Here is a 21,073-nt window from a genome sequence, read left to right on the forward strand (position 1 = left end):
ACACCGACTGCGCTAATCCACTTCGGCGAAGGGCTTCAGCGCATCATCGCTTTTTGGGGAAATGAGCCGGGGAAAGATTTCCGTCCCGGCCACACTTGTTGCATAATCGCCACAATGCGTTGCATACATCCGACGCATCACTGACTCTAGACGGCGACATGGCTTCGCAGGCTCCGACATTGAATCCAACGCTTTTCAGCCGCCCCGGCGCGGGTGAGGCCCGCCGCCTGCTGGCGCTGCCGGGCGTGGTCGCGATTGCCGGAGCCTTGATCACGGCCGCGATCTCGTTCGCCATTCTGGTCGGCGCGACGCCGATAGCCCCGAATGCCGAGACCACATGGACGCTGATTGCGGTCAACGCCGTTTTCGTCCTGTTCCTGATCGGGCTGGTTGGCCGCGAGGTGCATCGCATCGTCATGGCGCGCCGGCATGGCCGGGCGGCGTCGCGGCTGCACGTTCGCATCGTGGCGAGTTTCGCCCTGGTCGCTGCCATCCCGGCGATCATGGTGGCGATCATCGCCTCGATAACGCTCGACATAGGCCTCGACCGCTGGTTCGAGATACGCACCAAAACGATCGTCAACTCCTCGCTGTCGATTGCCGATGCCTATGTGCAGGAAAATGCGCGCAACCTGCAGGGCACGACGCTGTCGATGGCTTACGACCTCGATGCTTCGCGCACGCTTTATGGCCTGGATCGGACCGGCTTTCTCGAGCTCATGAACAAGGAAGCCGTGGGCCGCGGACTCGCGCATGCCGCGCTGATCAAGCCTGACGGCTCCTTTGTCATGAGCGCCAAGACGAACGCCGATTTCGCCATGCCGGAGCCGCCGGCCGGCGCAGTGGAGACCGCCGCCGCCGGCAAGCCGGTGCTGATCGAGCCGCGCACCCGCAACATCATGGGCGCCATCGTGAAGCTGCGCGAGATCGAGGGGCTTTATCTCTACACGATCCGTCTCGTCGATCCCGATGTGATCAAGGCGCGCCAGATCGTTCGCTCCAACACGGATGAATATCGCAATCTGGAGGACAATCGGCGCACGTCGCAGGTGGCCTTCGCGCTGCCCTATCTGTCGCTGACGCTGATCGTCATCCTGTCGGCGATCTGGACCGGCATTGCGGTCGCCGACCGGCTGGTGCGGCCGATCCGCCAGTTGATCGGTGCCGCCGACGAGGTCGCGACCGGCAACCTCGACGTTGCCGTTCCCGTCCGGCACTCCGACGGGGACGTCGCCTCGCTGGGCGAAACGTTCAACAACATGATCCTCGAGCTCAAGTCGCAGCGCAACGAGCTTCTCTCCGCCAAGGACCTGATCGACGAGCGGAGGCGCTTTTCCGAAGCGGTGCTGGCCGGCGTCACGGCCGGCGTCATCGGCGTCGACCCCTATGGCATCGTCACAATCGTCAACCGCTCGGCCGAGACCATGCTTGCGATCTCGGCTACGGCGGCGCTCGGGCAGAACCTTTCAGCGCTGTTGCCGCATGTCGGCCGCGTCTTCGAGATCGGCCGCAAGTCGGGCAAGCCGGTCTATCGCGAGCAGGTGACCTTCTCCCGCGCCGGCACGGAACGTACGTTCAATGTGCAGATCACCATCGAGGAGGGCGACGATGGGTCGGAGGAGAAATCCTATGTCGTGACCATCGACGACATCACCGACCTCGTCCAGGCCCAGCGTTCGTCAGCCTGGGCCGACGTCGCGCGGCGCATCGCACATGAGATCAAGAACCCGCTGACGCCGATCCAGCTGTCAGCCGAGCGCATCAGGCGCCGTTACGGCAAGGTCATCACCGAAGACCGCGAGGTCTTCGACCAATGCACCGACACCATCATCCGGCAGGTCGAGGATATCGGCCGCATGGTCGACGAGTTCTCGGCCTTCGCCCGCATGCCGAAGCCGGAGATGAAGGTGATCGACCTGCGCGAATCCCTGCGCGAGGCATCGTTCCTGGTCGAAGTCAGCCGCTCCGACATCGCCTTCGAGCGCGATTTCGGCAATGAGCCTCTGAAGGGAACTTTCGATAGCCGCCTGATGGCGCAGGCCTTCGGCAATGTCATCAAGAATGCTGCGGAAGCAATTGACGGACTTGATGCAAAGGACCGCTCCGACGGCACAATCCGGATTCAAGCAGGGCGTCAAAATGGCGCCATTCGAATCGATGTCATCGACAATGGCCGAGGGCTGCCGCGCGAAAATCGCCAAAGACTCCTGGAGCCCTATATGACGACGCGCGAAAAGGGCACCGGGCTTGGCCTCGCTATCGTCAAGAAGATCGTGGAGGACCATGGTGGCCGTCTCGAGTTGCATGATGCGCCTGAGGAATTCCACGGCGGCCGGGGTGCGATGATCTCGATCATCCTGCCGCCGGCGGCAGTCGTTGCCGCGCCGCCACGCGGCGATAGCCGGAACGAACACGAACGAGAAACTGAAAAGGTCGGTAATGGCGTCTGACATTCTCATCGTCGATGACGAGGAAGACATCCGCGAACTCGTCGCCGGTATTCTGAGCGACGAAGGCCACGAAACCCGCACGGCATTCGATGCCGACAGCGCGCTGGCGGCGATCGCCGACCGCGCGCCGCGCCTGATCTTTCTCGACATCTGGCTGCAGGGCTCACGTCTCGACGGGCTGGCGTTGCTCGACGAGATCAAGACGATGCACCCGAACCTGCCGGTGGTGATGATCTCGGGCCACGGCAACATCGAGACGGCGGTGTCGGCAATCCGGCGCGGCGCCTATGATTTCATCGAGAAGCCGTTCAAGGCCGATCGCCTTATTCTGATCGCCGAGCGCGCGTTGGAGACGTCCAAGCTGAGGCGGGAGGTCTCCGACCTCAAGCAGCGCAGCGGCGAGACATTCGACCTGATCGGCATGTCGTCGGCGATGAGCCAGTTGCGCCAGACGATCGAGCGTGTCGCGCCGACCAACAGCCGGGTCATGATCATCGGCCCGTCAGGGTCCGGCAAGGAACTGGCGGCGCGCGCAATCCACGCACTGTCGGCGCGCAAGGGAGCTCCCTTCGTGACGCTGAGCGCCGCCACCATCACGCCCGAGCGCATGGAGATCGAGCTGTTCGGCACCGAATCGAACGGCACCGAGCGCAAGGTCGGCGCCCTGGAAGAGGCGCATCGCGGCATTCTCTATATCGACGAAGTGGCGGACATGCCGCGCGAGACGCAGAACAAGATCCTGCGCGTGCTGGTCGAGCAGCAGTTCGAGCGGGTAGGCGGCACGAAGCGGGTGAAAGTCGACGTCCGCATCATTTCCTCCACCTCGCAGAACCTGGAGGCGATGATCGCCGACGGCCGCTTCCGCGAGGATCTCTATCATCGTCTGGCGGTGGTCCCGGTCATGGTGCCGGGACTGGCCGAGCGGCGCGAGGACATTCCCTATCTTGTCGACAATTTTATGAAGCAGATCGCGCGCCAGGCCGGCATCAAGCCGCGCCGCATCGGCGACGACGCGCTCGCCGTGCTGCAGGCGCACAACTGGCCGGGGAACGTGCGCCAGCTGCGCAACAATGTCGAACGGCTGATGATCCTGGCGCGTGGCGGCGATGTCGATGCGCCGATCACGGCAGACCTTCTGCCGTCGGAAATCGGCGATGTCATGCCGCGCACGCCGAACCAGTCGGACCAGCACATCATGGCGCTGCCACTGCGCGAGGCACGGGAACAGTTCGAAAAGGATTATCTGATCGCGCAGATCAACCGCTTCGGCGGCAACATCTCCAAGACGGCCGAGTTCATCGGCATGGAACGGTCGGCGTTGCATCGCAAGCTGAAGTCGCTGGGTGTCTAAAGCAATTTCCAGGAAAGTGCGCAGCGGTTTTCCGTTCGGAATTGCGCTTAAAGCGCGTCGCGCTGGGCGGATTCAGGCGACGCGCTTTAAGTCTCTGTTTTGATGCATGTCGTTGTCCCAGAACCGCGTACACTTCTGGGCGACATGCATTAACTGCCAATCCCGATTGGCCCACCCGATTGTTCATTGCGGCAGCGGCGGAATCGCCTAAGAAAGCCGAATTACCCCGAGGTGTTCCATGCCGCGCATTGCCTATGTCAACGGGCGCTACGTCGTCCATGCCGACGCCAGCGTCCATATCGAGGATCGCGGCTATCAGTTCGCCGACGGCGTCTACGAGGTCTGCGAGGTGGCGCGCGGCTATATCGTCGACATGCCGCGCCATCTCGGTAGGCTCAGGCGCTCACTAAAGGAACTGTCGATCGGCTGGCCGGTCTCGGAGGCTGTGCTGCCGCTTCTGCTGCGCGAGGTGGTGCGCCGCAATCACGTCGTCAACGGTCTCGTTTATGTCCAGGTGACGCGCGGTGTCGCCAGCCGCGACTTCGTCTTTCCGGCGGCAGGCACCAGGCCGGCCCTGGTGATAACCGCCCGCAAGGCCGATCCCTCCGCCGCGGCCAAGCGAGCCGAGGCCGGCATCAAGGTTATCACCGTGCCGGAGATCCGCTGGGACCGCGTCGACATCAAGAGCACCGGGCTCTTGCCCAACGTGCTCGCCAAACAGAAGGCCAAGGAGGCCGGTGCGCAGGAAGCGTGGTTCGTCGATGCCGACGGCACGGTGAAGGAAGGCGGTTCATCCAATGCCTGGATCGTCACCCGCGATGGCGTTCTGGTGACGCGACCGGCAGAGCACGGCATCCTTCGCGGCATCACCCGCACAACCCTCTTCGAAGTCGCCGCAAGCCTCGGCCTGAAGATCGAGGAGCGCGGATTTTCGGTCGCGGAAGCCAAGGCGGCGCGTGAGGCGTTCATCAGTTCGGCGACCACAATCGCCATGCCGGTGGTCGAAATCGACGGCTCACCGGTCGCAAATGGTCATCCGGGCTCCATGACACTTTCCTTGCGTCAGGCCTTTTTTGACATTGCGGAAAAAAGTCCAGCCTGATAACCGCAAAGGTGGAATGAATCTCAATTATCTCGTTCTGCTTGCCGTTCTGACGGCAAGAGGGGGTTTGCGCGCTTGACAGGTGCCGATTAATTTGGCGCATTGGCCTGCAGACCGAAGGGGATCGGCGAAAGACAAAAACAATGGCGGAACGATCGCAAAACCTTCAGGACCTGTTCCTGAATTCTGTTCGCAAGAGCAAAAATCCACTCACCATCTTCCTCATCAATGGCGTGAAGCTGACCGGCGTGGTCACTTCGTTCGACAATTTTTGTGTGTTGTTGCGGCGTGACGGACACTCCCAGCTTGTCTACAAGCACGCCATTTCCACGATCATGCCGAGCCAGCCGGTTCAGATGTTCGATGGCGAGGAAAGCCAGGGCGGCTGATTGGCACGTGAGAACGACGCGGATCGCAACGTCCGCGGGAAACCAGCGCACCAGTTGAGCTCGGAGGACAAGGCTCCGACCCGGGCCGTTGTCATTGTGCCCGTGCTTCAGCGCCAGCCGCGCGGCGAGGAGGAGTCCAGCCGGCCGCGTCTCAGCCGCTCGGCTGATGCACGCCATGACGAGGCGGTGGGGCTTGCGAGCGCCATCGACCTCAATCCTGTCCATACGGCGGTGGTAACGGTTGCCGATCCGCGCCCGGCAACGCTGCTTGGCAGCGGCAAGGTGGCGGAATTTGCCGAGATCGTGAAGGAGCGCAAGGCAGAGCTGGTCATCGTCGACCATCCGCTGACGCCGGTGCAGCAGCGCAATCTCGAAAAGGAACTGAACGCCAAGGTGCTCGACCGCACCGGGCTGATCCTGGAGATCTTCGGCGAGCGGGCGCGGACCAAGGAAGGCACGCTGCAGGTCGAACTTGCGCATCTCAACTATCAGAAGGGCCGGCTGGTGCGGAGCTGGACCCACCTCGAACGGCAACGCGGCGGCGCCGGTTTCCTCGGCGGGCCGGGTGAAACCCAGATCGAATCCGACCGGCGCATCCTGCAGGACAAGATCACCAAGCTGAAGCATGAGCTGGAGACGGTGCGCCGCACGCGCGACCTTCACCGAGCCAAACGCAAGAAGGTGCCGTTTCCGGTGGTGGCGATCGTGGGTTACACCAATGCCGGGAAGTCGACGCTGTTCAACCGGTTGACCGGGGCAGGGGTGCTGGCCGAGAACATGCTGTTCGCGACGCTCGACCCGACGCTGCGTCGCGTGCGCCTGCCGCATGGGTCGCCGGTCATCCTGTCGGACACGGTCGGTTTCATCTCCGACCTGCCGACGCATCTGGTCGCTGCCTTCCGGGCGACGCTGGAAGAGGTGGTCGAGGCCGATCTCGTGCTCCACCTGCGCGACATCTCCGACCCGGACACCGCGGCGCAAGCCGAAGACGTCGAGCGCATCCTCGGCGATCTCGGCGTCGATGCCGGCGACACGAACCGGGTGATCGAAGTGTGGAACAAGATCGACCTGCTCGACGAAGGCAACCGGGAGCGCCTGCTGGCCGAGGGTGCCGCCGGGAAGGCGCCGCCCGTCGCGATATCGGCTGCGACCGGGGAGGGGATCGATGCGCTGAAAGCATTGATCGAGACGAGGGTCTCGGGGGAGCTCGAAGGGCTGACAGTGACGTTGAGCCCCGCCCAGCTCGGCCATGTGGACTGGCTCTACCGCAACGGCGATATCGTCTCGCGCACCGACAATGAGGACGGCAGCGTCACCATCTCGCTCACGGCGACGCGCAGCGCAAGGCAGGAGATCGAGAGCCGGCTGCACCGCAAGAACAGCGGCTAAGCCGCGGGTTACTTTGCGCTTTTGGCCTGCTGCCAGAGCGCTTCCATCTTATCCAGCGTCGCTTTCTCCAGCGAACTGCCCGAGGCATCCAACTGCCGCTCGACAAAATGGAAGCGCGACCGGAATTTCTCGTTGGTGCCGCTGAGCGCCGCTTCGGCGTCGAGCTTGAGGTGGCGGCCGAGATTGACGATGGCAAACAGCATGTCGCCGAATTCGTCCTTGATGGGTGCTGCGTCGCCCTTGGCGAGCGCGTCGCGCAACTCGCCGATCTCTTCCTCGATCTTGTCCAGGATGGGAGCCGCCTCGCTCCAGTCGAAGCCTACGCGGGCCGCCTTTTCCTGCAGCTTGAGCGCGCGGGTCAGTGCGGGGAGAGCTACCGGAACACTGTCGAGAAAGCCCTTGCCATGGTCTTCCGGGTCAAGGCCGCGGGCGATACGGGCGTCGCGCTTCTCGGCCTTCTCGACGGCCTTGATCTTCTCCCACATGCCCTTGGCCATGCCGGCGCTGCGCGCCTCTTCGTCACCGAAGACATGCGGGTGGCGGCGGATCATCTTGGTGGTGATGGCCTGGACGACGTCGCCGAAGGCGAATTCGCCAGCCTCGTCGGCCATCTGGGCGTGGTAGACGACCTGCAGCAACAGGTCGCCCAGTTCCTCGCGCAGATCGTCGAGATCGCCACGCGCGATCGCATCGGCCACCTCATAGGCTTCCTCGATCGTGTAGGGAGCGATGGTCGCGAAATCCTGCTCGATGTCCCACGGACAGCCAGTCTGCGGCGCCCTCAGCGCCGCCATGATCTCGATCAGCCGCGAAATGTCCTTGGAGGGCTTCATGGGAGACAACCTATCCCGCGGCAGCAAGCCGACCAATCCCGGCGGCGCGCCGGAATGACTTGTCCACAGTCCAGACCTTCAGTCGAGCACCGAGACGATCACCTTGGCGAGCTCGTCCATGCCGTCCTCCGGCAGGCCGGCCACGTTGATGCGGCTGTCGCCGACCATATAGACGGCGTGCTCGGTGCGCAGGCGTTCGACCTGCGCTTCCGTCAGGCCAAGCCTGGAAAACATGCCGCGATGGCTGGCGACGAAGTCGAAACGGTCGGAGTTCGACTGCCGCCTGAGCGCCTCGGCAAAGGCGACCCGCAGCCTGAGCATGCGCAGCCGCATCTGCTCGAGTTCCGCTTGCCAATCCGCCTTCAAGGTCGCGTCTTCCAGCACCATGCGCACGGCAGCGGCACCATGGTCCGGAGGCATGGAGTATAGCGCGCGCGCCGCCGACAGCATCTGGCTCATCGCCACATCCGCCTCGGCGCTGTCCCTGGCCATGACCATCGCAGCACCCACGCGGTCACGATAGACGGCGAAGTTCTTGGAGCAGCTGGAGGCAACGACCATTTCCGGGACCTTGGCCGCCAGCAGCCGCAGGCCTGCTGCGTCGGCGTCGAGGCCGTCGCCGAAGCCCTGATAGGCGATGTCGACGAACGGGAGCAGGCCACGTTCGGCAACGAGATCGGCGACGCGGCCCCATTGCGCCGCGTCCAGGTTGGCGCCGGTCGGATTGTGACAGCATCCATGCAGCAGCACGACGTCGCCGCCGCTGGCCGCCGCAAGCGCGGCCAGCATGTCGTCGAAGCGCACGGCGCCGGAAGCTGCATCGAAATAGGGATAGTTTCGCACTTGCAGGCCAGCGCCCCGCATCACCGGCATGTGGTTCGGCCAGGTCGGATCGGACAGCCAGACCGTCGCGCCGGCGCGCGTGCGCTGCAAAAGCTCGGCAACCAGCCTGAGCGCGCCCGAACCGCCAGGCGCCTGCGCCGCGCGGATGCGTGAAAGGTCCGCCTTCTCGCCGAAAGCGAGCTTGATCATCGCGGTATTGAAGGCGGTATCGCCCGCAAGACCGAGATAAGTCTTGCTGTCCTGGCTTTCCAGCAGCCGCTTTTCGGCCTGGCGCACGGCGCGCATCACCGGCGTCCTGCCGTCGCGGTCCTTGTAGACGCCGACGCCGAGATCGACTTTGCCAGGGCGCGGATCGGCACGATAGAGGCCGATCAGGGCAAGGATCTTGTCGGCGGGCGCTGGCTGCAGGGTCTCGAACATCGATAGGGCTCCAATGGCGGCGAAGTGATACGCAAAACGGGCCTGCTGCGCCAGCGCTTTCCTCCGCGTCAGCGAAGGCGTGACCTTGGCGGCGCCATGAGCAGGTTGTGAACCAACGACGCAATGTCCACCTGAGCGCAAAGAGACGGTGGCAGCGGGATTAAATCTTGCCGCGCTCCGTAAACAGGGCATGAAACGGTCCATGGCACGGTTCGATATCGTGGGGCAGCTTGGCTCACTTCGCCGCTATGCGCGCTCGCTGACGCGCGACAGCGCCGATGCGGAGGATCTGGTCCATGATGCGCTGCTGCGCGCCTATGAGCGACGCGGCACGTTCCGCGCCGGCGGCAACCTGCGCGCCTGGCTTTTCTCGATCATGCACAACGCCTTTATCGACAAGCTGCGCTCGCGCCGATCCGAGGCTGCGCGCATCGAGCAGGCGGCGCACCTCTCTGATCCGAGCGTGCCAGCGTCGCAGGACCATTCGGTGCGGCTGGCGCAAGTGCGCGACGCATTTCTGTCACTGCCGGAGGAGCAGCGTTCGGCGCTGCACCTCGTCGCCATCGAAGGACTGAGCTACGCCCAGGCTGCGGAGATCGCCGGCGTGCCGCTCGGAACCTTGATGTCGCGCATCGGCCGCGCGCGTGCGGCGCTGCGGCAGATGGAGGACGGCGCCCCGGCGCGCGGCAACAACCATTTGAGGATCGTTGGAGGTGAACCATGACGGCAATTGTCGATCCGGTGACGGATGCCGACCTCGACGCCTATATCGACGATCAGCTGGATGTCGCCCGCCGCATCGAAGTCGAAGCCTTCCTGTCCGCCCGCCCGGAGGCTGCCGCGCGTGTGATGTCGGACCTCAGGACGCGCGATGAACTGCGCGTGGCGCTGGCCGGCCCGGCGGGCGTGGCGCGCCCGGCTACGGCCGATGCCGCGCGGCGTCTGGAGAGGGGCCTTGCCAGGAGACGCGTCTTTGCCGTTCTGCAGCGGGCGGCGGCTGCCGCCGTGCTGGTTGCGGCCGGCTGGCTTGCAAGCGGAATGTTCGGGCCGATGGCCGTGACCAAGGTCGTCGCCTCGACCCAGCCGCCGGCCTATGTCGCGGATGCGGTAAGGGCGCATAGAACCACCCTGGTACGCGAGACCATGCCATCCCAGCCGGAAGCGCCAGGCTACAATGCGGACGAAATCCGTGCCGCGACCGCAATCGTGATGCCGTCGCTGCCCGCCGACTGGAGGATCCGCGACGTGCAGGTCTATCCGTCGCAGTTCGGGCCAAGCGTCGAAATGGCAATCGAAACGAACGACCTCGGGCTGGTTTCGCTGTTCGCCATCAGGCCGGGCACATTCGATGTGGTCAAGCCGACCGTCGTGCCCTCTGGCGACATCTCGTCCGCCTACTTCCAGATCGGCGAGGTCGCCTACGCCGTCGTTGGTCGCAGCGACGCCGGCAATCTCGACCGAGCCGCCGAAAGGCTGGCCAGAACGCTTTACTGAGACATCCGATCGAACCGATCCAATCAAGGAGAACCCGAATGAACAACCCCAATCTGGGATATCGAATGGGTACCGGCGTGCAGGCCGGAGCGATCTATGACGAGGGCCTGCGCCGGCACATGCTGCGCGTCTACAACTATATGGGCCTTGGCCTTGTGGTCACCGGCCTTGTCGCGCTCGCCGTGGCCTCGACCCCGGCGCTCTACGTGCCGATCTTCTCCAGCCCGTTGAAATGGGTGGTGATGCTGGCGCCGCTCGCCTTCGTGATGCTGTTCTCGTTCAAGATGCAGACGATGTCAGCGGCGAGCGCGCAAGCCATGTTCTGGGCCTTCTGCGCCGTCATGGGCCTGTCGCTCGCTTCGGTGTTCCTCGTCTTCACCGGCACCAGCATCGCGCGTACCTTTTTCATCGCCGCGACCATGTTCGGCGCCACCAGCCTCTACGGTTATACGACCAAGCGCGACCTGACCCAGTTGTCGTCCTTCCTGATCATGGGCTTGATCGGCGTAGTGATCGCCAGCCTGGTGAACCTGTTCCTCGGGTCGAGCGCGCTGCAATTCGCCATATCGGTCATTGGCATCTTCGTCTTCATCGGCCTGACCGCCTGGGACACGCAGACGATCAAGGAGCAGTATGCCGAGAATTTCGATGCGGAATCGCAGCAGAAGCTCGCCGTCTTCGGCGCCTTCTCGCTCTATCTGAACTTCATCAACATCTTCCAGCTGCTGCTGAATTTCACCGGCGAGCGCGAATAGTCCGGACCGTTGCAGGCAACAGCTTCGGAAATCTTGCCGTGGCCGGAGGGAAACCTCCGGCCACGATTGTCTGGGGCGGCATCGCGAGCGCGCATCGCGCTCGTCAACGTAAGGCAGAGCCCGACGCGCTTGAGTTCACGCGAAGCCTTTTGCTAGCCTGCCGGCCACGCCAAAGCCAGCCGCGAGGACGCATGGAACAGGACAGCCGGACACTTCACGGCGAGGGCATCTCGGTGACCATCGTCGGGCAGGGGGCCGAATTGGTCTCCTTGCGCGATGCCGATGGTGTCGAACTCATGTGGCAGGCCGGACCGGAATGGCGGCGTCATTCGCCGGTTCTGTTTCCGATCGTCGGTCGACTAAAAGGCGATCAACTGCGCCATCGCGGCCAAACCTATCCGATGACGCAGCACGGCTTTGCCCGCGACCGGCGGTTTGCCTGGGCGGAGCAGGGGCCATCCTCCTGCACGCTGGTCCTGACCGACGATGGCGAAACCCACGCCCGTTACCCGTTCGCCTTTCGCCTCGCCATCAGCTACAGCGTCGGACCTCGCCGGCTCAGCGTAGCATTCGAGGTCACAAACACAGGTGATGAGGTGCTACCTGCCTCGATCGGCGCGCATCCGGCCTTCAACTGGCCGCTGCTGCCGGAATTGCCCAAGGAATCCTATCTGCTGACCTTTGACAAAGATGAGCCGGCCCCGATCCGCCGCCTGAAGGACGGTCTGCTGCTGCCGGCACCGCAGCCCACGCCCATCGAAGGCAGGAGGCTTGCGCTCTCGGAGCGGCTGTTCGATGGCGACGCCGTCATCCTGGACCGGCCGGCCAGCACGAGCATGCGCTATGCCGCAGAGCGCGGACCGGTGATTGAAATGTCGTGGCAGGGCTTTAACGAACTTGGCATCTGGTCCAAGCCGGGCGGCGCGCCATTCCTGTGCATCGAGCCCTGGCATGGTCTAGCGAGCCCAGTCGATTTCGATGGCGAGTTCACCGACAAGCCTGGCGTGATGTTGATTGAGCCGGGCGCGAAGCGAGTGCTGAGTTATCAGATCGGACTGCAATCCGCTTAGATTGCAGCTGCATACAAAAGTCGCATAAGATAGATTATGGAACCAAAGCGAAAGGCGCGAAGCCGGGAATCACTGCAGTTTCGGCCTTTGTCTCCACCCTGAGCGCATTGCGCGTCGCTGGAAGACGTGGCACCGATGCGGCTTGCAGGCCCACGCCGTTTCAACGGTGCCGACGCTGGTCGTGTCGATCCAAGAAAACGACCGCCGAATGAACAAGCGTCTCTACGGCGCTGACTCGTAAGGAATTTCGACGACCATGCCGTCATAGCCGGGCACCACATGATCGGGCGTCTCGGCCATCACAGCGGCATAATCGAGCGGCACGTGCATGTGCGTCAGCACGGCGTTTCGTGGCGCCAGCTTCTCGATCCAGTCCAGCGCCTGGCCAAGCGACAGATGGCTGGGATGCGTGTTGTACTGCAGCGCGTCGATGACGAGCGTATCGAGACCGCGCAGGCGATCGGCGGTGGCGAGCGGGAAGTCGCTGATGTCGGGGCAATAGGCCAAGCCGCCAATGCGGAAGCCGAGCGAAATGATGTCGCCATGGATCTGCGGCAGCGGCTCCAAGGCGAGGGGACCCCCCTCTCCTTCGATCACCACCGCTGTGGTGTGGTCGATCAGATGCGGCTTGACGATCGGCGGATATGAACTGCCGGGCGGCGTCTCGAAACAATAGCCGAAAGCTTCGCGCAGCCGCTGCATGGTCCGCTCATCGGCATGTATGTCGATGCGGTGTCGCTGCTCGTGCACATAGCCGCGCAGGTCGTCGATGCCGTGAATGTGGTCGGCATGCGGATGGGTGTACACGACAGCGTTGATCCGTCTGACTGAGGCCAGCAGCATCTGCTCGCGGAAATCCGGCCCGGTATCGATGACAACCGTGGTGCGACTGCCATTGGCCGCGATGCGCTCGACGAGCGCTGCGGTGCGCATGCGCCGGTTCTTCGGGTTGGCCGGATCGCAATTGCCCCAATCGCCAGTGATGCGCGGCGTGCCGGGCGACGAGCCGCAGCCGAGAATGGTGAGGCGCAGCCGGTCGCTCATGTCTCAGGCGGCAGCCATGTTCAGGCGCGGCATCTTGGTAAACAGCCGGAAGACGTTGTCGGTGGTGATATCGGCGATCTCGGCCTCGCTGACGCCGATGGTTTCGGCCAGAACCTTGGCCGTGTTGGCAACATAGGCAGGTTCGTTGCGCTTGCCCCGGAACGGGATGGGCGCGAGATAAGGCGCGTCTGTCTCGACGAGAAGCCGCTCGCGCGGCACGTCCGCAGCGATGCTGCGCAATTCGGTCGAGTTCTTGAAGGTCAGGATGCCTGAGAACGAGACATAGCCGCCCAGCGCCACGCCGGCCTCGGCCAGCCTGCGCCCGGACGAAAAGCAATGCAGAATGAAGGGGAAGGCGCCCTTCTCTGTTTCGTCCTCGAGGATGGCGGCCATGTCATCGTCGGCGTCGCGCGAATGGATGACCAGCGGCAGACCGGTCCGGCGCGCCGCATCGATATGGGTGCGCAAGCCTTGCGCCTGTGCATCGCGGGGTGCTCGGTCATAGAAATAGTCGAGGCCGGCCTCGCCGATCGCCACCACCTTGGGATGGGCCGAAAGCCGCACCAGTTCTTCGGCGGTCACGTCGAGCTCTTCCGCCGCATTGTGCGGATGGGTGCCGACGGAGCAATAGACCTCTTTGAAGGAGTCAGCGATATCAAGGATTTGCTGAAATCGCTTCACCCTCGTCGAGATCGTCACCATGCGGCCAATCCCGGCATCGAGGGCGCGGGCGACGACGGCCGCCCGCTCCTCGGCGAAGTCCGGAAAGTCGAGATGGCAGTGGCTGTCGACAAGCATCAGGCTTTGGTGTCCTGCTCGACATAACGCGGGAACACGCCGTCCGGTGCCGGCAAGGCGGTGCCGGGCACGAGCGCATGGTCGGCGTGGACATGCTCGAAGGTGCGTTTGTCCGCGGGCACCGCCAGCAGATCGAGCAGCTTCGCGGCCGATCCTGGGATGAAAGGCTGACACAGCACCGTCACGCGCCGGACGACCTCTGCGGTCGTCCACAGCACCGTCTCCATGCGCTCGGGATCGGTCTTGCGCAGCGCCCAGGGCGCCTGCGAGGCGAAATACCGGTCGGCTTCCGCGACAACGCCAAAGATCGCCGCCAGCGCCAGGTGGATGCCCTGCTCCGCCATCGCCCTGCGCGCCACGGCCAGCGCCTCCACCGCCTGGTCGAGAATGGCGGTGTCGGCCTCGGCCAGTTCGCCGCGCTTGGGCACCACGCCGCCGCAGTTCTTGGCGATCATCGACAGCGAACGCTGCGCCAGGTTGCCCAGCCCGTTGGCGAGGTCGGCATTGGTGCGATTGACGATCGCCTCGTGGCTGTAATTGCCGTCCTGGCCGAACGGCACCTCGCGAAGGAAGAAATAGCGCACCTGATCGACGCCGTAATGTTCCACCATGGTGAACGGATCGATGACGTTGCCGACGGACTTCGACATCTTCTCGCCGCGGTTGAACAGAAAACCATGGCCGAAGACGCGCTTGGGCAGCGGGATGCCCGCCGACATCAGGAACGCCGGCCAGTAGATGGCATGGAAGCGCACAATGTCCTTGCCAATGATGTGCGCATCGGCCGGCCAGAAGCCCCATTTGTCAGCCTTTTCATCAGGATAGCCGACGCCGGTGATGTAGTTGGTCAAAGCGTCGACCCATACATACATCACATGCTTCTCGTCGCCGGGCACCGGCACGCCCCAGTCGAAAGTGGTGCGCGAGACCGACAGATCCTTCAGACCGGATTTGACGAAGCTCATCACCTCATTGCGCCGCTCGGCCGGGCCGATGAAGTCGGGCTGGCTTTCGTAGAGCGCGATGAGCTTGTCCTGATAGGCCGAAAGCCGAAAAAAATAGCTCTCTTCCTCGACCCACTCGACGGGCGTCCCCTGCGGTCCGTAGCGGATATTGTCGGCGCGAAGCTCGGTCTCTTCCTCGCCGTAATAGGCCTCGTCGCGCACCGAGTACCAGCCGGCATAACCGCCCTTGTAGATGTCGCCATTGGCGGCCATCGCCTTCCAGATCGCCTGGGAGGCGGCGTAGTGCCGCTCTTCCGTGGTGCGGATGAAATCGTTGTTGGAAGCGTTGAGCGCGCTCGCCATGCGCTTGAACTCGGCCGAGTTGCGGTCGGCGAGCTCGCGCGCCGCAATCCCTTCCTTCCGCGCCGTCTGCAGCATCTTGATCCCGTGCTCATCGGTGCCGGTCAGGAAGAAGACCTTCCTGCCGTCGAGGCGCTGGAAACGGGCGAGCGCGTCGGTGGCTATCAGTTCATAGGCATGGCCGATATGCGGCTTGCCGTTCGGATAGGAAATCGCGGTCGTGATGTAGAAAGTGTCGCGTGACATGAATGAACCGTCATGAATGTCTGAATGTGAGTTGTGGCGGTGGATATCGCATCAGGATGTCGATTGCCATCCCGAGGGAGTGCATGCCGCCCAAAAGTGCCCCGGTCTTGGGCCACGGCATGCATCAAAGAAACCGTCACATTCGCATCACAGAATTCAGGCGGTCGATCATGGTCAAGGCGTGCTGCTTCTTGTCGAGATTGTAGGTCTCGGCTTCAGATATCGTGTTCAGCGCCTCCTGCCAAGCTTCCGACAGCGTCTTGGCCCTGGCAAGATGGCCGGCTAGCGCCGCTGCGCTGGCGGCTGCAGCCAGCAGATCGAGTGCACGGCGGTTGAAGATGTCGAACTGGATCGCCTGGTCGCGGCCGGCAACAGCCTCGGCAAGTCGGTGTGCGCCGGCGATATCGCGTTTCTTCGAGGCCACCAGCGCATCCAGGGCGCCGGCGATCTCCAGCCCGCCATATTGGGTGAGCAGGATCGCGTTGCGGGCGCTGCCCCCTGCCCGCTCGGCCAACGCCGCGCGGGCGGCGGGATCGTCGGGTGGCGGCGGCTCGATGCCGTCCAGCACGGCCATCAGCTCTTCCGCGCCGAGCGGCGACAGCCGCACCATTTGGCAGCGCGACCGGATCGTCGGCAAAAGGCTTCCCGGCGCGTGCACGATCAGAATGAACAGCGTGCGGGCCGGCGGCTCCTCCAGATTCTTCAACAGGGCGTTGGCGGCATTGATGTTCATATCGTCGGCCGGGTCGACGATCACCACGCGGTAACTGCCGTCATGGGAGGTCATCGACAGGAAGCGATTGACCTTGCGGATCTCATCGACGGTGAGCACCGTCTTGAAACTCTTGGTCTTGTCGTTGGCCGGGCGCGTGAGGTGCAGCACCGACGGATGAGCGCCGGTGGCGATCTGGCGAAACAGAGACGATGCCGGATCGGGAACGGCCAATGTTTCAGGCGCCGTTGCATGAGCCGGATGCCTCAGCAGGTGATGCGCCAGATGGAAGGCGAGCGTCGCCTTGCCGATGCCGAGCGGCCCGGCAAGAATCAGCGCATGCGGCAGCTTGCCGGCACGATAGGCGGCGGCGAGCATGTTGGCCGTGTGCGCATGGCCGATCAGCCGCGGCGTTTCCGACGGCTCGGGAACGCCGTCCAGCGTATCGTGCTGTTCGGGGGCAATGCGCTCGAAGATCATGCCGGCGCCGTCTGCTTGCTCTCAACCGGCATACGCTTTTCGAGTGCCGCAAAAACCGCGGCCGTGACGACATTTTCCACCGTGTCGGGGTCGGCCGCGGCGTCGATCACGATGCAGCGGTCCGGCTCCGCCGTGGCGATCGCCAGGAATGCTTCGCGGCGGCGCTGATGGATGGCGAGTGTCTCCTTCTCGAAGCGGTCTGCGACGTCACCAGCTCCGCGGCGTGCTGCTGCGCGCTTCAAGCCCTCGGCGGGATCGATGTCGAAGATCAGCGTCATGTCCGGCACCATGCCATTGACGGCCACAGCCTCCAGCGCTTCCATGAAATCCGGGTCGAGCCCGCCGGTCACGCCCTGGTAGACACGCGAGGAATCGAGGAAGCGGTCGCAGAGAACAACCGATCCGCGCTCGACCGCCGGCCGGATGATCTGCTCGACATGGTCGGAGCGCGCGGCGGCGAACAGGATCGCCTCCATCTTCGGTCCGAACGGTTCAGCGGCGCCCGACAGCAGCACATGCCTGACCGCTTCGGCGCCCGGCGAGCCGCCTGGCTCGCGCGTGACCAGCACATCGTACCTCTTGGCGCGCATTCTGCGCGCCAGCCGCTCGATCTGCGTCGACTTGCCCGCTCCCTCGCCGCCTTCGAAGGTGATGAAAAATCCGCTCGCCAATCGAGAACGCCTTTGCCCGTGCTGGCCGCTGTCATAGTCCTCGTCCGGCAAAAGGTCCACGAACTTGCCCGATCACAAGTGTTTCTGGCGCAGCCAGCCGACAGCCAGTTCCTTGGCGGCGTCGAGCGCGCGCTGCGGCAGCGTGCCGACTTTCACCGCCTCGGCGGCGAACAGCGGCGTGCGCTGGCTGAGCGTGTCGCCTATCCAAACGCGCAGTTCGCCGACCGGTTGCCCCTCCTCCACCGGTGCCGCCACCGGACCGTTATAGACGATCCTGGCCGTCAACTTGTCGCGGTTGGCGATCGGCAGGAAGATGTCCACCGGGCCTTTGGCTTTCAACGCCACGCCGGACTTGTCGCCGCCGAAGACCTCGGCTTCGCCGACCACCTCGTCCTTGGCGAAGATCTCTGTCTTCTGGAACGAGCGCGATCCCCAATCGAGCAGCTTGCGCGCTTCCTCTGACCGTTCCCGGTCGCTTGCGAGCCCGTTCATCGCCACAATGACCCTGCTGCCGTTGTGGCTGACCGTGCCGACAATGCCGAATCCCCCCGCCTCGCTGGCACCGGCGACGAAGCCGTCGGCTTCGATGCCCATGGAAAGCAACGGATTGCGGTTCCGCTGGGAGATTTTGTTCCAGGCGAAATCCGGCTGGCCATAGTAGTGGAAGAATTCCGGATAGTCGCGCCAGATATGGAGCGCCAGTTGGGCGAGTTCGCGCACCGTCGTCTGCTGGCCATCGGCCGGCAGGCCGGTCGAATTGACGAAGGTGGATTTCTGAAGGCCGATTTCGCGGGCGCGCTCCGTCATCTGGGCGGCGAAATTTGCTTCCGAACCCGCCATGCCTTCGGCGAGCACGATGCAGCCGTCATTGGCGGCCTGCACGGTCACGCCCTGGATGAGGTCCTCGACGCGGACCGCCGATTTCAGCTTGGCGAACATGGTCGAGGTTCCCGACGGCGCCCCACCTGTGCGCCAGGCGTTCTCGCTGACCACGAAAGTATCATCGAGCGTCATGCGCTTCGACTTGATGGCGTTGAAGACCACTTCCATCGTCATCAGCTTGGCCATCGAGGCGGGCGGGAACGGCTTGTCCGCGTCCTTGGCGAAAAGCACGGTCCCGGTCTCGGCATCGATCATGAATGCCTGCGCCGCCTTGGTCTCGAAGAGCTGCGCGCCGGCCGGGCCAAGGCAAAGCAGCAAGAGGGCCAATCCCAGGAATCCGGCGAAAGGCGAAAAGAAGCGGAACAGCATGAAGTCTCGACCCGTTACCCCCGGCCAAGCTAGCAGGGTTCTTTCCGACGGATCAACCGTGCGTGCGATCAGTTTCGCACAACCAGCGCGTCCGGCGCGCCATGCGACCACGCCGCCTTGAGCAGGTCGTCGATGCTGCCATGGCCATTCGGATAGACATTGACCGCATACCAGTCGTTGCCGTCGAGTTCGGTGCGCTGGATTTCGGTCCTGCCGAACCGCTCGAGTGCCGCTGCCACCCGCTTTGCCTGGACCGCGTCATCGAATGAACCAGCGGCGACATAGTCCGAATCCGGCGCCTGATCCTGGCGATTCGATTTCTTCCAGGACTGCAGGATGTCGGCAGGCGACATGCCGCTTGCGTCGAGGGCGGCAAAGACGTCGGCTCGCTTGACCCGCTCATCGGCATAGGACAGCGAGGCCATGGCAAAGGGCGAATTCGGCGGCAGCCTGAATTCCGGACGCTCCGGCACGATCGGTCCAAAATCGGGCAGCACGACCTCGCTGACACCCTGCCCCGACATAGCAGGCTGCTCGGACGAGGTCGGTTGCGCCGACAGCCCGGGCTGCGACGCAAAAGCCTGCCCCGAACTGGTCAGCTGGCCGGGGAATGGCACGGCCGGTGGAGGCGCATCACTCATCGACAGGCTCGGCGAGGGGCCGTTCATGGCCACCATCACGCCTGTCGGCAGGCCATCGGACGGATCCGGCCGCCTGTTGCCGGGACGGTAGGAAGCCATCAGATACTGGTCGTCATTGCCGTCGAGCGGCGCCCGGCCGACATATTCGACCTTCACCTTTGCGGTGCCGACCCTGTCATAATCGAGCATTTGCGCGACACGCTCCGACACGTCGATGATGCGGCCCTCATGGTATGGGCCGCGGTCATTGACCCGCACGATGACCGAACTGCCGGTCTCAAGATTGGTGACGCGGGCATAGCTCGGCAACGGCATGGTCGGATGCGCCGCCGTCAGTTGCGCCGTGTCATAGACTTCGCCATTGGCTGTGAGCCGGCCGTGGAAGGCGTCGCCGTACCATGAGGCCAGACCCACCTTGGCGTATCTCTTGTCTTCCTTGGGATAATACCACTTGCCGCGGACTTGATAGGGCTTGCCGAGCTGGTCACGACCGCCGCCGCGCCGCATGAAGGCGACGCGCGGGCTCGCCTTCACGCCATATTCGGATTCGGCGAAGTATTCCTTGGAGCGCGGCCGCTTGTCGATCATGGCTTTTGGCTGCGGCGTCGACGTGCAGCCGGCAAGCAGTGCCACTGACAGGGCGCACAGCGCGAAAGCAGGAGCGCGACGAAGACGCGGACGCGCCGGTGTCTGCATGATTTCGATTGTCCCCTAAGTCTTGCCGCCATCAGCCGGAGCCAAAGCGCCCGCAAATGCCAGCAACACCTTGATCCCCAATCCCCTTTTGCACAGGAATTGTTTATCACGATGTTAATCGATTATGGCCGGAACCGGGCGAGATTATGGCGGGATCGCCCGTGGCTTAGCGCGCGACCGTCACCGGCCACCCGAGGTATGCTACACGGGTGTATTCGGCAAGGGCCTTCCATGCCCTGCGGAGTATGACCGGGAGCCTTTCGCGCCATTAGCCGTCAGGTGAGAGCTTAGGGCTTATATTAGCTGTCTCTTGTATTTTTCTCTAATCAGGATCATGCTTGGATGCGGCGTGGGCCACTGGATTGGGAACTGGTGGGTTTGAAGGGGTAACGCGCGTCATGGAACTCGCAGTCTGCTATGACCACAGCAGTCTAGAACTTGCGTGGTCGATCTTCCTCGACATCACGGCGGTCTTCCTGATCATGGCGGCCTTCGCGGCCATGCGGCTGATCGCATTGTCGGGCAAGGATCCGGTCGAGCGGTTCCAACCCGCCTAAACTCCTGAGCCCCGCGACTTTGAGGGAGCTTACCGATGCGACCGGTTCTGTTGGTCGTCGCCGCAGTTGCCGTTTTTTTCGTGTGGGACGGTCTGGCTAACAAGGGCCGATACTGGACTCAACTCTCGAGCGGCCTTCAGCAGGCAGAGAATTTTCCGGGACTTGTGAGGGTCTCGTTCAACAACTAAAGCGCGTCGCGCTGAAACGGATCCGAACGGATTCAGGCGACGCGCTTTAAGTCTTTGATTTGATGCATGTCTTTGCCCCAGAACCGCTGCACACTTCTGGGCGACATGCATGAGTTTCGCGGAGCGAACGTGCAGCGTGCCGCCGCGGTGCTTGGATCAGTCCGCCTGTCGCTCGAGGATACCGACCGACCCGCGATTGGCGGTCTCCTTCCGAATGGGTTGCCGGTGTTAGGCTGAGGAAGCAGTGAGTCTCGGCCGACGACACTGGAGAACACGACGACTTTCTTCCTTCCTCCCCTCCCGTTGCAACAGGGCGACAAACTCTGCCTCGAAAGCCTCCGTATTCCTTCGTCTGTCGCTCCTGAGGGAGAAGTACGCCAGGGCAAATG

19 protein-coding genes are annotated in these 21,073 nt (G+C 63.5%); 10 read left to right on the plus strand and 9 right to left on the minus strand.

From position 1 onward, the window contains the following. Positions 1–158 precede the first annotated feature (158 nt). The 5 genes from EN818_RS02530 (at position 159) to hflX (ending at position 6,681) form a co-directional block, all read left to right on the plus strand. Positions 159–2,450, plus strand: a complete 2,292-nt coding sequence (locus EN818_RS02530) for a PAS domain-containing sensor histidine kinase (RefSeq protein WP_165349829.1) — start codon at positions 159–161, stop codon at positions 2,448–2,450. Further along, positions 2,440–3,801: a sigma-54 dependent transcriptional regulator gene (locus tag EN818_RS02535; RefSeq protein ID WP_095807432.1), complete on the plus strand. Its 1,362-nt coding sequence runs from the start codon at positions 2,440–2,442 to the stop codon at positions 3,799–3,801. Before EN818_RS02530 ends, EN818_RS02535 begins: the two co-directional genes overlap by 11 nt. 238 nt (positions 3,802–4,039) lie before the next feature. Beyond that, on the plus strand, positions 4,040–4,903 hold the full coding sequence (locus tag EN818_RS02545) for a D-amino-acid transaminase (protein ID WP_095807431.1): 864 nt from the start codon (positions 4,040–4,042) through the stop codon (positions 4,901–4,903). Positions 4,904–5,046: 143 nt separating this feature from the next. After that, complete coding sequence (hfq, locus tag EN818_RS02550; protein WP_018428055.1) at positions 5,047–5,292, plus strand: RNA chaperone Hfq; 246 nt, start codon at positions 5,047–5,049, stop codon at positions 5,290–5,292. After that, positions 5,293–6,681: a GTPase HflX gene (gene hflX / locus EN818_RS02555; RefSeq protein ID WP_129552758.1), complete on the plus strand. Its 1,389-nt coding sequence runs from the start codon at positions 5,293–5,295 to the stop codon at positions 6,679–6,681. It begins immediately after the preceding gene. 8 nt (positions 6,682–6,689) lie between these two features. On the opposite strand, the gene mazG is transcribed toward hflX, so the two are convergent. Next, positions 6,690–7,514, minus strand: coding sequence for a nucleoside triphosphate pyrophosphohydrolase (gene mazG, locus EN818_RS02560; RefSeq protein ID WP_095807429.1), 825 nt, complete (start codon positions 7,512–7,514; stop codon positions 6,690–6,692). A 78-nt stretch (positions 7,515–7,592) separates the two neighbouring features. Continuing rightward, complete coding sequence (locus EN818_RS02565; RefSeq protein ID WP_129552759.1) at positions 7,593–8,777, minus strand: amino acid aminotransferase; 1,185 nt, start codon at positions 8,775–8,777, stop codon at positions 7,593–7,595. Positions 8,778–8,979: 202 nt separating this feature from the next. Here EN818_RS02565 and EN818_RS02570 point away from each other — a divergent pair, with 202 nt between their 5' ends. The 4 genes from EN818_RS02570 (at position 8,980) to EN818_RS02585 (ending at position 12,096) form a co-directional block, all read left to right on the plus strand. Beyond that, positions 8,980–9,501: a sigma-70 family RNA polymerase sigma factor gene (locus tag EN818_RS02570; protein WP_165349830.1), complete on the plus strand. Its 522-nt coding sequence runs from the start codon at positions 8,980–8,982 to the stop codon at positions 9,499–9,501. Continuing rightward, the gene (locus EN818_RS02575; protein WP_095807426.1) at positions 9,498–10,271 is read left to right on the plus strand and encodes an anti-sigma factor; all 774 of its coding nucleotides are present in this window, start codon (positions 9,498–9,500) and stop codon (positions 10,269–10,271) included. Before EN818_RS02570 ends, EN818_RS02575 begins: the two co-directional genes overlap by 4 nt. Positions 10,272–10,309: 38 nt before the next feature. After that, positions 10,310–11,026 carry a Bax inhibitor-1/YccA family protein gene (locus EN818_RS02580; RefSeq protein WP_095807425.1) on the plus strand — a complete coding sequence of 239 codons (717 nt, stop codon included), beginning with the start codon at positions 10,310–10,312 and terminating at the stop codon, positions 11,024–11,026. Between the two features lie 191 nt (positions 11,027–11,217). Next, complete coding sequence (locus tag EN818_RS02585; RefSeq protein ID WP_095807424.1) at positions 11,218–12,096, plus strand: aldose 1-epimerase family protein; 879 nt, start codon at positions 11,218–11,220, stop codon at positions 12,094–12,096. Between the two features lie 222 nt (positions 12,097–12,318). Here EN818_RS02585 and EN818_RS02590 read toward each other — a convergent pair whose 3' ends face one another. From EN818_RS02590 to EN818_RS02620, 7 genes are all read right to left on the minus strand, one after another. Next, entirely contained in the window at positions 12,319–13,140 is an 822-nt protein-coding gene (locus tag EN818_RS02590; RefSeq protein WP_095807423.1) for an MBL fold metallo-hydrolase, read from the minus strand. A 3-nt stretch (positions 13,141–13,143) separates the two neighbouring features. After that, positions 13,144–13,938: a TatD family hydrolase gene (locus EN818_RS02595; protein ID WP_095807422.1), complete on the minus strand. Its 795-nt coding sequence runs from the start codon at positions 13,936–13,938 to the stop codon at positions 13,144–13,146. Further along, the gene (gene metG / locus EN818_RS02600; protein ID WP_095807421.1) at positions 13,938–15,488 is read right to left on the minus strand and encodes a methionine--tRNA ligase; all 1,551 of its coding nucleotides are present in this window, start codon (positions 15,486–15,488) and stop codon (positions 13,938–13,940) included. Before metG ends, EN818_RS02595 begins: the two co-directional genes overlap by 1 nt. Before the next feature lie 136 nt (positions 15,489–15,624). After that, on the minus strand, positions 15,625–16,680 hold the full coding sequence (locus EN818_RS02605; protein WP_095807420.1) for a DNA polymerase III subunit delta': 1,056 nt from the start codon (positions 16,678–16,680) through the stop codon (positions 15,625–15,627). Next, entirely contained in the window at positions 16,677–17,351 is a 675-nt protein-coding gene (gene tmk, locus EN818_RS02610) for a dTMP kinase (protein ID WP_095807419.1), read from the minus strand. The genes EN818_RS02605 and tmk overlap by 4 nt, the downstream gene beginning before the upstream one ends. Before the next feature lie 72 nt (positions 17,352–17,423). Beyond that, complete coding sequence (locus EN818_RS02615; protein WP_189523759.1) at positions 17,424–18,602, minus strand: D-alanyl-D-alanine carboxypeptidase family protein; 1,179 nt, start codon at positions 18,600–18,602, stop codon at positions 17,424–17,426. 68 nt (positions 18,603–18,670) lie between these two features. After that, a complete protein-coding gene (locus EN818_RS02620; RefSeq protein ID WP_129552760.1) occupies positions 18,671–19,939 on the minus strand; it encodes a septal ring lytic transglycosylase RlpA family protein in 1,269 nt (422 codons plus the stop codon). Between the two features lie 398 nt (positions 19,940–20,337). Here EN818_RS02620 and EN818_RS32505 point away from each other — a divergent pair, with 398 nt between their 5' ends. Next, positions 20,338–20,496 carry a hypothetical protein gene (locus EN818_RS32505; RefSeq protein WP_165349831.1) on the plus strand — a complete coding sequence of 53 codons (159 nt, stop codon included), beginning with the start codon at positions 20,338–20,340 and terminating at the stop codon, positions 20,494–20,496. Positions 20,497–21,073 lie beyond the last annotated feature (577 nt).

This window comes from Mesorhizobium sp. M3A.F.Ca.ET.175.01.1.1, assembly GCF_004791945.1.
GTDB lineage: Bacteria > Pseudomonadota > Alphaproteobacteria > Rhizobiales > Rhizobiaceae > Mesorhizobium.

What these genes read in the sequence shown, in the direction of transcription:
- EN818_RS02595 (WP_095807422.1), bottom strand. Translation starts at nt 13,938, where the DNA reads ATGCTTGTCGACAGCCACTGCCATCTCGACTTTCCGGACTTCGCCGAG.
- EN818_RS02620 (WP_129552760.1), bottom strand. Translation starts at nt 19,939, where the DNA reads ATGCAGACACCGGCGCGTCCGCGTCTTCGTCGCGCTCCTGCTTTCGCG.
- EN818_RS32505 (WP_165349831.1), top strand. Translation starts at nt 20,338, where the DNA reads ATGGAACTCGCAGTCTGCTATGACCACAGCAGTCTAGAACTTGCGTGG.
- EN818_RS02605 (WP_095807420.1), bottom strand. Translation starts at nt 16,680, where the DNA reads ATGATCTTCGAGCGCATTGCCCCCGAACAGCACGATACGCTGGACGGC.
- EN818_RS02615 (WP_189523759.1), bottom strand. Translation starts at nt 18,602, where the DNA reads ATGCTGTTCCGCTTCTTTTCGCCTTTCGCCGGATTCCTGGGATTGGCC.
- EN818_RS02545 (WP_095807431.1), top strand. Translation starts at nt 4,040, where the DNA reads ATGCCGCGCATTGCCTATGTCAACGGGCGCTACGTCGTCCATGCCGAC.
- EN818_RS02585 (WP_095807424.1), top strand. Translation starts at nt 11,218, where the DNA reads ATGGAACAGGACAGCCGGACACTTCACGGCGAGGGCATCTCGGTGACC.
- EN818_RS02570 (WP_165349830.1), top strand. Translation starts at nt 8,980, where the DNA reads ATGGCACGGTTCGATATCGTGGGGCAGCTTGGCTCACTTCGCCGCTAT.
- EN818_RS02575 (WP_095807426.1), top strand. Translation starts at nt 9,498, where the DNA reads ATGACGGCAATTGTCGATCCGGTGACGGATGCCGACCTCGACGCCTAT.
- EN818_RS02565 (WP_129552759.1), bottom strand. Translation starts at nt 8,777, where the DNA reads ATGTTCGAGACCCTGCAGCCAGCGCCCGCCGACAAGATCCTTGCCCTG.
- EN818_RS02530 (WP_165349829.1), top strand. Translation starts at nt 159, where the DNA reads ATGGCTTCGCAGGCTCCGACATTGAATCCAACGCTTTTCAGCCGCCCC.
- EN818_RS02590 (WP_095807423.1), bottom strand. Translation starts at nt 13,140, where the DNA reads ATGAGCGACCGGCTGCGCCTCACCATTCTCGGCTGCGGCTCGTCGCCC.
- mazG (WP_095807429.1), bottom strand. Translation starts at nt 7,514, where the DNA reads ATGAAGCCCTCCAAGGACATTTCGCGGCTGATCGAGATCATGGCGGCG.
- metG (WP_095807421.1), bottom strand. Translation starts at nt 15,488, where the DNA reads ATGTCACGCGACACTTTCTACATCACGACCGCGATTTCCTATCCGAAC.
- EN818_RS02580 (WP_095807425.1), top strand. Translation starts at nt 10,310, where the DNA reads ATGAACAACCCCAATCTGGGATATCGAATGGGTACCGGCGTGCAGGCC.
- hfq (WP_018428055.1), top strand. Translation starts at nt 5,047, where the DNA reads ATGGCGGAACGATCGCAAAACCTTCAGGACCTGTTCCTGAATTCTGTT.
- EN818_RS02535 (WP_095807432.1), top strand. Translation starts at nt 2,440, where the DNA reads ATGGCGTCTGACATTCTCATCGTCGATGACGAGGAAGACATCCGCGAA.